The organism is Rhodocytophaga aerolata (assembly GCF_030503435.1).
Classification (GTDB): domain Bacteria; phylum Bacteroidota; class Bacteroidia; order Cytophagales; family 172606-1; genus Rhodocytophaga; species Rhodocytophaga aerolata.
Genome location: NZ_JAUKPO010000001.1, coordinates 293,409 through 307,137, shown reverse-complemented (window position 1 = coordinate 307,137; position 13,729 = coordinate 293,409). Strand labels below are relative to the sequence as shown.

Annotated in this window: 9 protein-coding genes; 8 read left to right on the top strand and 1 reads right to left on the bottom strand. The window is 43.2% G+C overall.

The window, feature by feature from the left end:
* Positions 1–269 precede the first annotated feature (269 nt).
* From Q0590_RS01210 to Q0590_RS01185, 6 genes are all read left to right on the top strand, one after another.
* Entirely contained in the window at positions 270–578 is a 309-nt protein-coding gene (locus Q0590_RS01210) for a hypothetical protein (protein ID WP_302035646.1), read from the top strand.
* A 242-nt stretch (positions 579–820) separates the two neighbouring features.
* The gene (locus tag Q0590_RS01205) at positions 821–1,741 is read left to right on the top strand and encodes a hypothetical protein (protein WP_302035645.1); all 921 of its coding nucleotides are present in this window, start codon (positions 821–823) and stop codon (positions 1,739–1,741) included.
* 218 nt (positions 1,742–1,959) lie between these two features.
* The gene (locus tag Q0590_RS01200) at positions 1,960–3,570 is read left to right on the top strand and encodes an HTTM domain-containing protein (protein WP_302035644.1); all 1,611 of its coding nucleotides are present in this window, start codon (positions 1,960–1,962) and stop codon (positions 3,568–3,570) included.
* 213 nt (positions 3,571–3,783) lie between these two features.
* Positions 3,784–5,538, top strand: coding sequence for an SLC13 family permease (locus Q0590_RS01195; protein ID WP_302035643.1), 1,755 nt, complete (start codon positions 3,784–3,786; stop codon positions 5,536–5,538).
* A gap of 97 nt (positions 5,539–5,635) precedes the next feature.
* Positions 5,636–6,433 (top strand): SDR family oxidoreductase, encoded by a 798-nt coding sequence (locus Q0590_RS01190; RefSeq protein ID WP_302035642.1) that lies wholly within the window; start codon positions 5,636–5,638, stop codon positions 6,431–6,433.
* Between the two features lie 179 nt (positions 6,434–6,612).
* Complete coding sequence (locus tag Q0590_RS01185; RefSeq protein ID WP_302035641.1) at positions 6,613–8,115, top strand: S8 family peptidase; 1,503 nt, start codon at positions 6,613–6,615, stop codon at positions 8,113–8,115.
* Between the two features lie 150 nt (positions 8,116–8,265).
* Here Q0590_RS01185 and Q0590_RS01180 read toward each other — a convergent pair whose 3' ends face one another.
* Positions 8,266–12,273, bottom strand: coding sequence for an AAA domain-containing protein (locus tag Q0590_RS01180; RefSeq protein ID WP_302035640.1), 4,008 nt, complete (start codon positions 12,271–12,273; stop codon positions 8,266–8,268).
* A 184-nt stretch (positions 12,274–12,457) separates the two neighbouring features.
* Here Q0590_RS01180 and Q0590_RS01175 point away from each other — a divergent pair, with 184 nt between their 5' ends.
* The gene (locus Q0590_RS01175) at positions 12,458–12,733 is read left to right on the top strand and encodes a hypothetical protein (RefSeq protein WP_302035639.1); all 276 of its coding nucleotides are present in this window, start codon (positions 12,458–12,460) and stop codon (positions 12,731–12,733) included.
* A gap of 49 nt (positions 12,734–12,782) precedes the next feature.
* Entirely contained in the window at positions 12,783–13,490 is a 708-nt protein-coding gene (locus Q0590_RS01170; RefSeq protein ID WP_302035638.1) for a DUF4142 domain-containing protein, read from the top strand.
* Positions 13,491–13,729 lie beyond the last annotated feature (239 nt).

The following is a 13,729-nucleotide window of genomic DNA, read 5'->3' as shown; positions in this document are numbered from 1 at the left end:
CGAGATAGATAAAAAAACAACCAGACATGCATGTAAATACCAACCTTTTCAATGCTGATATAGCTGCGTAAAAAGCTAAAAATGCTTATAAATCAGAAATACTACAACGAATAAAGTGTTTGCAAAAGTAGAAAGTACTTAAAAAAAAATTTAAAAAACCCAACCTATAATAAATCCTTACGTATCAGTCTCTGACCTGGCCAGAATCAGCTTACTGAATCTGCTAGGGATTTACCTAAAACGTATTACCAATTATTTAAAACAAACCTATGAAATTGATGCCTAGAAACTTGCAGAACATCTTCAAGAAAGGTGTATTTGTATTGGCTACAATCACTGTTACTATGTTTTCTGCGTGTGGCTCTAGTGGAGAAAATGCATCAGGTGGTGATACCGGCAGAGATGAAAATGCGACAGGTACCACTTCTGGTACGGATGCTTCAGGAACAGATGCAACTGGAACTACAATGGATACAACTAGCACAGGTACCACTGCAGGAACTACTACGAGTGGAACCACCTCTGGTACTACCACTAGCGGAACTACTTCTGGTACAGGTACTACCAGCGGCAATTAAACATCCCTCATTGACTATTTTATAATAGTGCGTATTCAATTTTTGGTCTGGGGCTCATCTACAATTCAAATTAGCTGAACGACCGGTAAGGATAAAAAAGAGCAGTATCTATTTTAAGCAAAAACAAGTCAATAAAAAAATAAGCTAAAATTTTGAAACCTTACTCTACAGAAATAAGTAAGGGTCTGTTAAAAGTAAACACATATTAATTATTTTAATTATCAACCAAACCACCATTTGTTATGAATTTAGTTATTAGGAAGATTCAAAAAACTGTAATCAAAGGTTTTTTTGCAACTTCAATTATAGGCTTATGTGTTTTCCCTGCATGTAACCCAGGGACAACTGCCAACACAGGAACAGGCACAACTAGCGGTACAGGTACAGGTACAGATGCGGATACAGATACTGGAACGACTTCTGGTACTACCAGTGGAACAACTTCTGGTATGAGTACTAGCGGAACTGGAACCACTTCAGGTACAACTACTAGTGGAACCACTTCAGGTACAGGTACTACTTCTGGTACCACTACTAGCGGAACAGGAACTACCAGCGGAACAACTTCTGGTACCACTACTTCAGGCACTGACATGAGCGACGACGAAAACGACGACATGGATATGCAGCAAGGAACTACTAGTGGAGCAACAACTAGTGGTGCATCTACTTCAGGAACTACTAGCGGAACCACTTCAGGAACTACCAGCGGTGCAACTACCTCAGGTAGCGATGATGCCGACGATGAAGGAACTACCAGTGGAACTACTTCCGGCACAACTTCCGGAACAGGAACTACCAGCGGAACCACTTCTGGTACTACTTCAGGCACAGGAACTACTTCCGGTACTACTACCAGCGGAACAACCTCTGGTACAGGCACCACTTCTGGTACAACTACTTCAGGAACTACTAGTGGAACCACTTCAGGTACTACCGCTGGAACAACTTCTGGTACAACCAGTGGAAGAACTACTTCAGGTACCACTAGCGGAACAACTTCCGGAACAGGTACTACTTCAGGAACTACTAGCGGCACAACCTCCGGTACAGGAACTACTTCCGGTACTACTACTAGCGGTACAACTTCTGGAACAACTACTTCCGGTGGCGGCACTACTTCAGGTACCACTTCTGGCACAGGTACTACCAGTGGCAGATAATTGTTTTAAATACATTACAAGACAACTTGTATAGTGTATAAAGTAAACCGGAAGTAACTTATTACTTCCGGTTTATTGTTAAAACATAAAGTAAATAGTAAACTTCAGGGAGCTTATATTGATAGAGAGCTGGGCAATATCTGTTTACAGATTTAACCAGCTCTTTTTTGCTGGAGTAATTTTACATATACTTGCCCATAGCCAAGCATTTACGTCAGATGGAAGGTAACCATGTTTCTACGAAGACACCCCCTACGATAACTACAGAATCAAAAAATACCCAGGGAGCTCTATTCTTCCTGGAACAACGGTTTAATTCACTCTTCGCCCTGGACTTACGTTCACTGGCACTCATGCGGATCGGCGTAGGTTTAGTTATTATACTTGACCTGATAATCCGGGCTACCAGTTTGGAAGCTCATTACAGCAACACCGGCATATTGCCACTGGAAGTTCTGTTCCGGTACGCCTGGAATCCCAACTATGTATCGGTATATACAATGGCGGGCAGCTGGCAAATCCAGGCACTTATTTTTTTGTTGAATGGCATTTGTGCTTTCTGTCTGATGGTTGGGTACCGTACTCGGTTATTTACCTTTCTCTGCTGGATATGTATACTTTCCTTACATAACCGCAATCCGCTGATTCAGCAAGGAGGCGACGATTTATTACGCCTGCTTCTATTCTGGGGAATGTTTCTTCCATGGGGGTACTATTACTCGTTGGATGCAGCTAAGATTTCAAAAAGTGAGCTTTCTTCTAACAACTATGTATCATTGGCTGGCTTTGCGTACGTGTGCCAGATATTCTATGTATACTTTTTTTCGGCACTGCTTAAATCGTCTCCGGAATGGAATCAGGAATACACCGCTTTGTATTATGCCCTTAACCTGGACCAGCTGGTAACTCCCTTTGGCAAACTGTTGCTAGAATTGGGAGATGGCCTGAAGCTAATGACATTTATGACCTATTATACAGAACTCATCTTGCCATTTTTCTTATTAGTGCCTTTTTTTACCGGGTATTTCCGCCTGGCGTTTGTTATAGGTATGGTGCTGTTTCATATCGGCATTAGCATGACACTGTATGTGGGCCTTTTTCCATTAATCAATATTGTTTCTGTACTAGGCTTACTCCCTACTATGGTACAAAACCGGCTCAACAGCCGCCACGATTATCTGTATGACAGAGCTATCAGTTTTTATAAAAGGCAACGGTCCAAATTTATTACCTGGCAGCAATTACGAACCTACAGTTTAAAAGCAGGGGAAGAGCAGGAAATCTTAAAAAACTATGTCCCCAGTGAAAAATGGCTTACTTCCCTGTTTATCACTTTCTGCATTGGATACACCTTACTCTGGAATATAGGCAACCTTAAACTACCGGTTCCTCCTCTGGACAATGCCAGGTGGGTAGGCCACTTGTTACGTATCGACCAGTTCTGGGGGATGTTTGCCCCAGCCGTGTTTAAAGACGATGGCTGGTTTGTTTTGCTTGGCAAAACAGTGAATGGAAAGCAACTAGATATAACCAATCCGGATGGGCCTGTTACGTTTGAGAAACCTGCCGTAGTAGCCGACTTTTTTAAAGACGACCGCTGGCGAAAATACCATGAGAATATTCTTTTTGTAAACAACAGCCACTACCGGTTGTATTATTGTGCCTACCTCACTAACCAATGGAATGCGCGGCAGACAGATCCAGGCAACCGTATACCCAATTTGCAAATCATCTACATGAAAGAAGTAACCAAACCAGATTATCAGCCATCACCTCCGGTAAAAGAATTGTTATTCGACTGTAATACAGTTTTGCCGGATGTTAAATAAAATTTGTTGAACAGTGAATAGATTGGCTGCCAGAATGTAGAAAATAACTGCAAAGAGTAAAGCCGTTAAGCTACTAAAATACTTTTTAAAATATACCATACCTGCTATTATGTGAATTTGTACGCAATACAATAAAAATATTATCTATTTATCCACATTTGCGTATAATAACTCATTTATCCTTCACGCAGCGTATTTCTGCACTCCCATTTTATGCAAATTGCCTTAGTTCTCGGCCTGTTGATAGTAGCAATCGGCCTTTTTGCTACAGAAAAATTATCTGTAGATGTAGTAACACTATTACTTATTATTGTACTTACCCTTACTCAAATTCTTACGCCGGAAGAGGCTTTCTCAGGCTTTAGCAGCGACTTTATAATTATCCTGGCTTCTGTGTTTATTATTAGTGGCGCTTTGCAGGATACCGGTATACTGGATAACCTGGGGTTGCAGATAAGCCGTGTGAACATTAAAAACCAGAGTGTGCTGCTGGGGATAATTATGGTAGTTACGGGTGCTGTATCTGCTTTTATGAACAATACCACGGTAACTGCCTTATTTCTTGGCCCTATCACAGGGTTATGCCGGAAACTAAAAATCAGCCCTTCGCAAATGTTAATGCCTCTGGCCTTTGCTTCTATTCTGGGTGGCACCTGCACAGTTATTGGTACTTCTACCAATGTGGCCGTAAGTGGCTTTATTAGCAAAGCCGGGATGCAACCAATAGGTTTGTTTGAGCTGCTACCCATGGGAGCCATCTTATTTTTGGTAGGGATTGTATATATGCTTACTGCCGGTAAATTCTTATTACCCAACCACCCCGTAGCTAACCTAGCGGACAAATATGCCGTACGCGACTACCTGACAGAGATTATTATCATGAAAGATTCGCCATTAATCGGGCAGCATGTGTTTGAATCGGACCTGAATAAACTGGACTTTACTATTCTACGGGTTATCCGGCATACGAGCAACTTTATGCCCAGAGCTACCACCGTTATTCAACAGAATGATATATTGCTGGTAGAAGGTAAAATGGATGAACTGATTAAAGTAAAAGAGACGGAAGGAATTGAGATAAAAGCCGACCTGCTGATGGAAGATTTGAGTAACGATAATATTAAACTGGCAGAGGTTATTGTAACACCCCGCTCCAGCCTGATTAACCGTACACCCAAGCAAGCCAACTTCTTTCAAAAGTATGGCCTGAAAATAATGGCTGTGCACCGCAACCGGAGTTATCTGCGCGACAAGCTGGGAGATATCCGGCTGAATATGGGGGATATGCTGCTGGTTCAAGGACCTTCCGACAAAATTGACCATGCCCAGGCATCCGACGATTTTGCCATTTTAGGCCAACTTTCCCCGGTGCTGTATAAAAAACGCCGCGGCTGGATTACGATTGGTATATTTCTACTGGCTATTATATTAAATATAGCAAATGTGGTTCCTTTATCTATCAGCTTTCTGGCAGCAGCTTTACTGGTAGCATTTGTAAACAAACTTACTGCTCTAAGGGCTTATCAGATGGTAGACTGGCGTTTGTTAATTCTGATCGGAGGGATGAGCGCCTTTGGAATTGCCATGGAGAAAACCGGCGCTTCCTCTTTTCTGGCAGAGTATATTGTATTTTTGCTGCAACCTCTGGGGGTTATTTCTATTCTGGCAGGGTTTGTTATTCTTACCGTAGTATTAACCCAGCCCATGTCTAATGCGGCGGCGGCATTGGTGGTACTGCCGGTAGCCATGCAGGTGGCAGAACAACTAAGTTTGAATCCGCGGCCTTTTGCGATTGCCATTATGTTGGGTGCTTCTGTATCCCTGATTACTCCTTTTGAACCATCGTGTATTCTGGTGTATGGGCCAGGAAAATATAAGTTTATGGATTTTTTAAAAACAGGTTCCCTATTAACCATTATTATGATCGTAATTATTGTATGTATGGTGCCTGTTTTCTGGAAGATGTAAGCATACGCCCTGGTCATGTTATCTATAAGTATAGCCGGGCGGGAGCTTATTTATGCGCCCAGTAGATTCGTTACCTAACCATTTCTATACTACTCATATGAAAAAACCAGCAGGAGAGTTAACCGGAAAAGTAGCCCTGGTAACCGGAGCAGGTTCCGGAATTGGTAAAGCTACCGCTATAGTATTTGCCAGGGAAGGAGCAAAAGTAGCCTTACTGGATCGTACGGAAGAGTCGTTAGAAAAAACGGTGGAGGAGATAGAAGCGTTGGGCGGACATACCCTGAAAATCAGTGCAGATATTTCTTTTGTTCCAGACATGGAGCGGGCATTGGCAACCATAGCTGAGCAATGGGGTACGCTAGATATTGTATTTGCGAACGCTGGCATAAATGGCGTATGGGCTCCCCTGGAGGACCTGCAACCAGAAGAATGGGACCGGACAATAAACATTAACTTGCGGGGTACCTTTCTTACTGTGAAATATGCCATTCCACTGCTGAAGAAAAAAGGTGGGGCCATCGTAATTACTGCTTCTGTAAATGGTACCCGTATATTCAGTAATACCGGCGCTACGGCCTATTCTTGCACCAAAGCTGCTCAGCTGGCTTTCGCCAAAATGGCTGCCCTGGAGTTAGCTAAATATAAGATCAGGGTAAACGTCGTATGTCCGGGAGCTATTGATACCAATATTGAAGAAAGTACAGAAGAAAGAAACCTTACTAAGGAAAAAGAACCAGTAGATTTTCCGGAAGGTAAAATACCCTTAACCAATGGCAAACCGGGCCAAAGTGAACAGGTAGCCCAGCTTGTTCTTTTTCTCTCCTCAGCAAAAGCCAGCCATATTACCGGAACTCCAGTCTGGATAGATGGGGCAGAGTCGTTACTTATGGGCTAAGTAGAAAAATACAGAATACAAAGCCGGGTAATTCAGTTGATATCAGTAGGTTAAGTTGGTAACATATGAAAAATTAGAATTTTTAACTAAAATTTATATGGATAATGTTTGATTATAATTAATAATCGGCTTAATTTTTAGGTTCTAACCAAATTTTCATCAACAAACTTAAACCACGTATGAAGTTTACTTACCTATCGCAACTTTCTGCTGCGGCCATTTTTTTATTGTTTAGCGGCGGATGTGCTAAGCAAGAGTTACAAGAACTAACGAATGATTCGCCTGTAAATGAGGCTACTCTGCGTGTAGGCGCTGAGACATCAAAAGTGAAGATCACTCGGGGAAATTACATTATCATTTCCACCAATGCTGCGGGTTTACCAGCCAATCTTTCCCAGCAACTTGCCTCAGCCGGAGGTGCACTCACAAGCTCAATGGATAAAGTAGGCCTGGCAACCGCCTCCTCGGCCAGTCCAGGTTTTGCAGCCAAGGCTGCCAAGATTTCAGGCGTTAAAGCTGTAATTCCGGATTTTTCAGTGCAATGGTACGATCCAAGCAAAGAAAAAAATGTAGTAAGCGAAGCAGTTGGTAATCCACCTGCCAGCGGCGATAATGATCCTTTTTTTGATTTACAGTGGGGGCATGATGCCATTAATGCGCCAGAAGCCTGGAACGCAGGGTACCGTGGAAAAGGAACCAGAGTAGCCATACTGGATGGCGGCTTTGATGTGGATCATCCGGATCTGGCACCCAATATTGACCTGGCCGCCAGTGCCAGTTTTGTTCCAACCGAAAAACTGGAATATGCATTGCCCAACACATTCAGCCATGGTACACACGTAGCCGGCACAGTAGCAGCTGCAGACAATGGCGTAGGTGTAATTGGTGTAGCCCCAGAAGCCACACTGATTTTAGTAAAAGTGTTAGCAGACAGTGGCAGCGGATCATTCTCCTGGCTGCTGAATGGAATTGTTCATGCTACGCTTCAGGGAGCAGATGTAATTAACATGAGTTTGGGCGCCGCTATTCCACGGAATGGCAAATTTCTGGATGACAACGGAACGCCTAACGACCCTACAGACGATTTTATCGTATCCGATACAAAAGCTGTACAAGAGTTAATTGTAGCCATTAGCCGGGTAACTACCTTTGCTTACCAACAAGGAGTAACGCTTATTTCTTCTGCCGGCAATGATGCCAACGATGGAGATAAAGACAAATCTCTGGTGAGTGTACCCTCAGATGCCCCTAATGTTATTTCTATCTCTGCTACAGCGCCTATTGGCTGGTTAACCAGTCCTAATGCAAATCTGGATTATCTGGCATCTTATTCCAACTTTGGGGTATCGGTTATTGACCTTGCTGCCCCAGGTGGGGATTCTTCCTATCCTGGAAATGAGAATTGCACAGTTGCCGGGATAACCCGTCCTTGCTGGGTATTCGATCTGGTGTTCAGTACTGGGAATAATGGGTATTACTGGTCAGCAGGCACCAGTATGGCTTCCCCTCATGCAGCCGGTGTAGCCGCTTTAATCATCGGTAAAAATGGCGGTAGCATGAAACCTTCGCAGGTAGAAACTGTGTTGAGAGCGTCTGCCGATGATTTAGGAAAGCCGGGGAAAGATGCTTACTACGGCCATGGCCGGGTAAATGCCTACCGGGCCGTTGTGAATGCCCAATAAATACCTGACTATCTAAATAAAAACCAGGTCTGCTACTATTCAGGCCTGGTTTTTTCATTACTATAAAGCTTATAATATAGTTTGTTTAAGCTTCTGCCAAAGCAATGATGATCTATTTCATAATGAAGTAAAAATTGCAAAGAGCCGGTTTTATATTTCTACGTGCTCATACCTACTTAGCTTTTCCTGCACTTTGGTTTTGTCTTTCCAGTATTCGCGGCTGTATATTCTGATAAAAGGCCAGTTCTTTTTATTTAATAAAAAAGGTGTGTAGGCGTGTGCATCTTTTGCTGATAGGCTCTGGTGATACAGGTCATCGTCGGTGAGGAGAAGCGACTGGTATTTTTCGTGCTTTTTTTGTGTAAGGTCAGCAAAGGGCAATTCTTTCGCCAGAGACGTATTCCAGGTTACTAATTTATCTTTCAGCAATTGGCTTGCTTCAAAACCTTTGGCAGGTTTAGGAGAAGGTGTATACGCCCCGCCCGATACGGTTAAGGCATATGCTAGATATTCTTTGAGTAATTTAGGCCCCTGATGCAGGGTGTCTTCAGTTTTCAATTGAGGGGGTAAGATGCTACTAATAATATAGATCTGTTCTCTGGCACGGGTGATCGCCACGTTTAGCCGGTTTTCACCGCCTTGCATATTCAAACTGCCAAATTGCATGGCCATTCTGCCTTTAGCATCCGGGGCATAGCCAACAGAAAATACAATAATATCCCGTTCGTCGCCTTGTACATTTTCTATATTCTTGACAAATAAGGAAGAAGGGAAATTTTTGCCGGATTGTAAGGCACGTTCCTCCAGCAGGTCCTGAATCAGGTTTTGCTGCTTGAAGTTAAACGTAACTATTCCTATCTCTTTCTCTGGCCATTGCTGAGTAAGCTGACTAATCAGGTTGACCACTTCTTCTGCTTCTATGCGGTTGGTGTTGTCTTGCCAAATTCCTTCTACCTTCCTGTAGCTGAGGGCGGGCTCTTGCTTATTGATCTGCAAGCGGTCGGGGAGGAGTTGCAGGGTATTTTTATAGAAGTGTTTGTTGGAAAAATCAATCAGCTCTAATGATTTGCTACGATAGTGGCCTTGCAACTGTACTTGAGGAAAATAATGGGCAGCCAGGTCAAGCAGGGAATCTACTTCCAGTTCCGGAGTATCTTCGGTTTCTTCCTCAAACCGCACCCGGTACAAGTCGCTTGGGGGTAATTGTTTCGTATCGCCTGTAATAACTACCTGGCGGGCCCGGTAAATGGCCGGAATACCCCGCTCGGCAAAACACTGGGAAGCTTCGTCGAAAATGACCAGGTCAAAAAGTTCTTCCATCTGAAAAATGGCCGATACCGATTCCGGAGAGGCCATCCAGCAGGGAATAAGCTTAAAAATTTCGTTGGCATAAGCAGTAAATAATTTTCTGATCTGCCAGATATTACGTTTCTTACTGGCCTGGTGCTTCAGGTCGCGGTACGTTACCAGATTGCCCAGGCGGTTGTATTCCATATGGCGGTAGGTTTGTTCTCGGGCTTTCAGCAAGGTAATATCCCGGCCTATCTGCATTTTTTTCAGAATACTTTCCTGAAGTTCCCGCTCCATCTGTTCCAGCTTCAGGGTAGCTACACTGCGCAAAATAGGATACGTGGCTTCTATGTGTTCTATCCAGGCAATGCGGAGGCTGTTCTCCACTAAACTAACCATATCTAAGCCGGCTGTATCGGTGGCAGTAGCAGATATATAGTCCCATAGCTGGTGTGTTACGTCGAGTTCTATGCTATCCATGCTTTCTTTGATGCGGTCTAGTTCTACCAGCGAATCAAAATCTTCCTGCACGGTGCGTGTTAGTTCATCCGCATACTGGTGGTTGGTCAGAAGTTGCTCAACCTGGACATCAAGCAGGTATCTTTTCCAGGAGGTACGGGCCATTTGTATATCCTGTACTAAAGAACTCAGTTCATCTATTTTTTGCGTAAATTGTGTAAACGGTAAGTCTACCAAGTGGGGATACTTTTTCAGGAAAGCCGAAATAGTTAGCAGGTTTTTTAGTTCAATGGCTTTTTTCTGTTGATGAAACCAGGTACGGATGTGTTCTGGCTCATAGGGATTGCTAATGGGACGTACCTCTTTTATATTAACTAACAAATCTTCCATAGCCAAGCGGTTGGCTACTTTCTGGCTAAGTATTTCTATATCATCCTGGCTTAACAATAAGCCGTTAGCTGCCGCTACACTTGCCACCTGGTGTTTATTCTTAGAAAACCACAGCCATAGGTACCAGGTAAAAAATCCGGCTCTTGCCTCACGTGCTTCCAGTAATATATTGCTGAAGTTGGTTAACTCTTCTGTTGGTAAACTTCTCTCAATGCCCACCCCTTGCAAATAACTAAGTAATTTACTTTCTGCCTCTTCCATCCAGGCTAAATTGCATGATTTAGGATGGTTGCAATCCCGTAACCGCTGAAATATTGCCCATTGTTCTTCGGTTTGGGCTACGTGCACAAAATGCCGGAGAGGCTCCACTTCAGGGCTGTATTTTTCTATTTCAGATAATGAAAGCGCTTCACCGGTAATACGCTCTATCCGGTTTTTAACTTCTTGCCCGAAGATAGGAATGGCTTTTATTGTTTTTTTTATCTCTTCCAGATCAGTATAGGTAAACTGGCTGAATGAAACCCTGTTTTTCCAGGGGTACAGGGGTTTTTCCAGCTGCCGGGCATACGCTTCATAATACCGGAGTTTCTGCAGAAAAGCATCCAGAGAAACAAACGGAAAATGCTTATAGGTAGTAGCCAAAGGAATATGGGGGAGTAACGGGTCGCTACTTAGGTAAAGCTCTTTTACAGATAAGCCACAGATAGTATGGTCGAATAGGGCTTTGCGGAATTCATCCAGTTCGGTCGTAAGTTTGTCAATTTTGCGGCATTCCTGTAGAAAAGTACGTTCCAGAAAAATGGCATCCAGGCTGTTGTTTTGTTCTTTATAGGTATCTAGCTTTTCTATCTGGGCTACAATCTGGGTATATAAGGCTTTGCGGTCGTGTTTAAAGTCGTGTACCAGGGCCACAAAATCCTCCATGCCTCCTTCTTTCAGCCGGTCGTATACCACATCCAGGGCTACTCTTTTCTGACAGACAAGCAGAACCTTTTTTCCCCGGGCCATATAGTCGGCGATCAGATTACAAATTAACTGCGACTTTCCTGTACCCGGAGGACCCTGAATAACCAGAGATTTTCCGCTTTTAATTGTCTTGATAGCATTTTCCTGGGAGGCATCCATGGCAAAAGGCGTAAATGTCTGTTCTTCCCGCGTAGCCTGTGAAGTGTCTGGTAGAATGGCTTGTTTATCCAGAAAAAGCTCTTCCAGGCTCTCGACTTCCTCCCGTTGCAATAACAATTCATAATCGGGTACCAGGTAGGAGCCTGCCTGAGGGAAAATGCCCAGTACGGCTTCCGGATAAAGCTTTAATTCACCGGTACGTTCCTTCTCTTCAAATTCCGGTTTAGAGAATCTGGCAAAAGCCTGAAGTTTATCCGTGGTGATGATTTCCTGATTGAAGTTGATTTTCACCGGGCTGTTCTTCAGCAATTCGTATACCTGGGTGCGGAACATGCGGCTTTCTGTATCAAAGTCTTCAAAGCTGGTTTCAATGAATTCATCAGGCAGGCTAATCTGGTTAAAATAAGCATAGGCTAGTAAAAAACTCTTATTCAGCATTACTTCTTCCTCTTCCCGCTGTTGCAGATGCCACTTGTTGTTTTGTACATGCAGACTTACCGGAAAAAATAACAAGGGGCAGCGGATAGGGCTGCCATCGGAAAGTTTGCCCCGGATCATCGGGTAGCCTACATATAAATCGTGTGCGCCTCGTTCGTCTTCAATGAATTGCTCGGTACGGTCTAATTTTTTGAGCTTATTGCTGGCTTCATTTACTTTATCAAAGCGGCTGTCGTGTACATCACACAGGTAGATATTGTTTTTACCGGCAATGAGTTGCTCTATACTATGAAAAGAGGGTTTGCTCGTAAGGAAATCCAGTTCATGAATATCTATAAACTGACCAAGGGGTAGGTTCAGCAGCAGCAATGATTTATTGCTGGAACTCAGGTTGGTCAATCGTTTCAGGTAGTGTTTGAGTACTTGCTGCATGGAAGCTCCAGTTGTAAGCAGCATGATACGGATTTATGCGGACAAACCAAAGACTTGCCTTGTTTAGCAGCCCAACGCCTTCTTCTTTTCTGCAACTTTCTTCAATAAATGTAGTACACCCCTTAAAATGGTTTTGAATTGCATTTGCCTAAGGTAGAATGATATGCATATTATAATTTTATTGATTGAACAGTAACCGAATAAACCTATGAGTTTTATAACACCTGAAAATGCCGCCGAAGTATATGTTACTCAAATGCAGAACAGGCTTCGCGAACTGATTGTCCAGATGGAGGATCATGTCCAGCAGATAGAAGATTTAAGAGCCAAAGAACTTTTTAACAAATCGTCGTTTGTCCTTTCAGGCCTGGTAAACGTATACGATCAATATTTGCATGGGCATTCAACGCCCGGACCAGACCAGAAAACACAAGTGGCTGTTATTTCACCAACTAGTTATAAAAGCTTCCGTATGGAACCATAGAAAAGTTTAAACAAGAATAGTATCAACAAACACCTAAATTATTACCACTATGAAAAGAATTCTTATAATGAGCCTACTGGCAGCAACACTTTGTTACACGTCTGCCTGTAATTCCGGAGAAAAGTCCGCCAATGCAGACCAGAATACCGGCGAAGACCAGGCCATGGTTTCCCCAGGCCAGGAAAATTTGGCAGCCAATGAAGCGCCTACCACCAGTGATCCGAATGCTGGCAGAGAAGCCAATGTAGAAAATTCTGATGCCGCTATGCAGCCCGGAGATGCCAGCAAACCTGCCGGAGATATGACTGCCGAGCAATTTGCCAAAGAAGCCGCCAGTGGAGGGATGATGGAAGTAGCGCTGGGAGAGTTAGCCACTCAAAAAGCACAAGCCCAACAAGTAAAAGATTTTGGCAAACAGATGATGGCAGACCATAAAAAAGCTAATGAAAAACTGAAATCCCTTGCCGCTCAAAAGAAAATAACGTTGCCAGATCAGATGATGGAAAAACATCAGCAACACGTAACTGAACTCTCTAAGTTATCGGGCAGTGAATTTGATACGCACTATATGAGCATGATGGTAGAGGATCATCAGGAAGATGTTAGTAAGTTCAAGCAAGCAGCGAGTAGCTTAAAAGATGCAGAATTGAAAAGTTTTGCCTCTGCTACCTTGCCAACGCTGCAACAACATCTGGAGAAAGCTCAGCAAATCAATAGTTCGCTGGAAGGAGGAACAGCCAGAACAAAAGGCAATTAATAAAATACTGCTTACTAAAAACCAAAAGCCTGACGTGAGAAATCACGTCAGGCTTTTTTAATAGGAAAAACTAATGGAGCAACTATTTGGTAAAAGCGGGTTAAAATATCCATCAGTTAATAACCTTTTTACGAGGGTATAAGTATATACCTATTCCCAAATAGTAATTTCTTTCAAAATTTTTCAGCGTAGTACATTCACTAACAGGTTCTTGAAAGAAGAATTTATACATGCTTACT

What these genes read in the sequence shown, in the direction of transcription:
- Q0590_RS01210 (WP_302035646.1), top strand. Translation starts at nt 270, where the DNA reads ATGAAATTGATGCCTAGAAACTTGCAGAACATCTTCAAGAAAGGTGTA.
- Q0590_RS01205 (WP_302035645.1), top strand. Translation starts at nt 821, where the DNA reads ATGAATTTAGTTATTAGGAAGATTCAAAAAACTGTAATCAAAGGTTTT.
- Q0590_RS01200 (WP_302035644.1), top strand. Translation starts at nt 1,960, where the DNA reads ATGGAAGGTAACCATGTTTCTACGAAGACACCCCCTACGATAACTACA.
- Q0590_RS01195 (WP_302035643.1), top strand. Translation starts at nt 3,784, where the DNA reads ATGCAAATTGCCTTAGTTCTCGGCCTGTTGATAGTAGCAATCGGCCTT.
- Q0590_RS01190 (WP_302035642.1), top strand. Translation starts at nt 5,636, where the DNA reads ATGAAAAAACCAGCAGGAGAGTTAACCGGAAAAGTAGCCCTGGTAACC.
- Q0590_RS01185 (WP_302035641.1), top strand. Translation starts at nt 6,613, where the DNA reads ATGAAGTTTACTTACCTATCGCAACTTTCTGCTGCGGCCATTTTTTTA.
- Q0590_RS01180 (WP_302035640.1), bottom strand. Translation starts at nt 12,273, where the DNA reads ATGCTGCTTACAACTGGAGCTTCCATGCAGCAAGTACTCAAACACTAC.
- Q0590_RS01175 (WP_302035639.1), top strand. Translation starts at nt 12,458, where the DNA reads ATGAGTTTTATAACACCTGAAAATGCCGCCGAAGTATATGTTACTCAA.
- Q0590_RS01170 (WP_302035638.1), top strand. Translation starts at nt 12,783, where the DNA reads ATGAAAAGAATTCTTATAATGAGCCTACTGGCAGCAACACTTTGTTAC.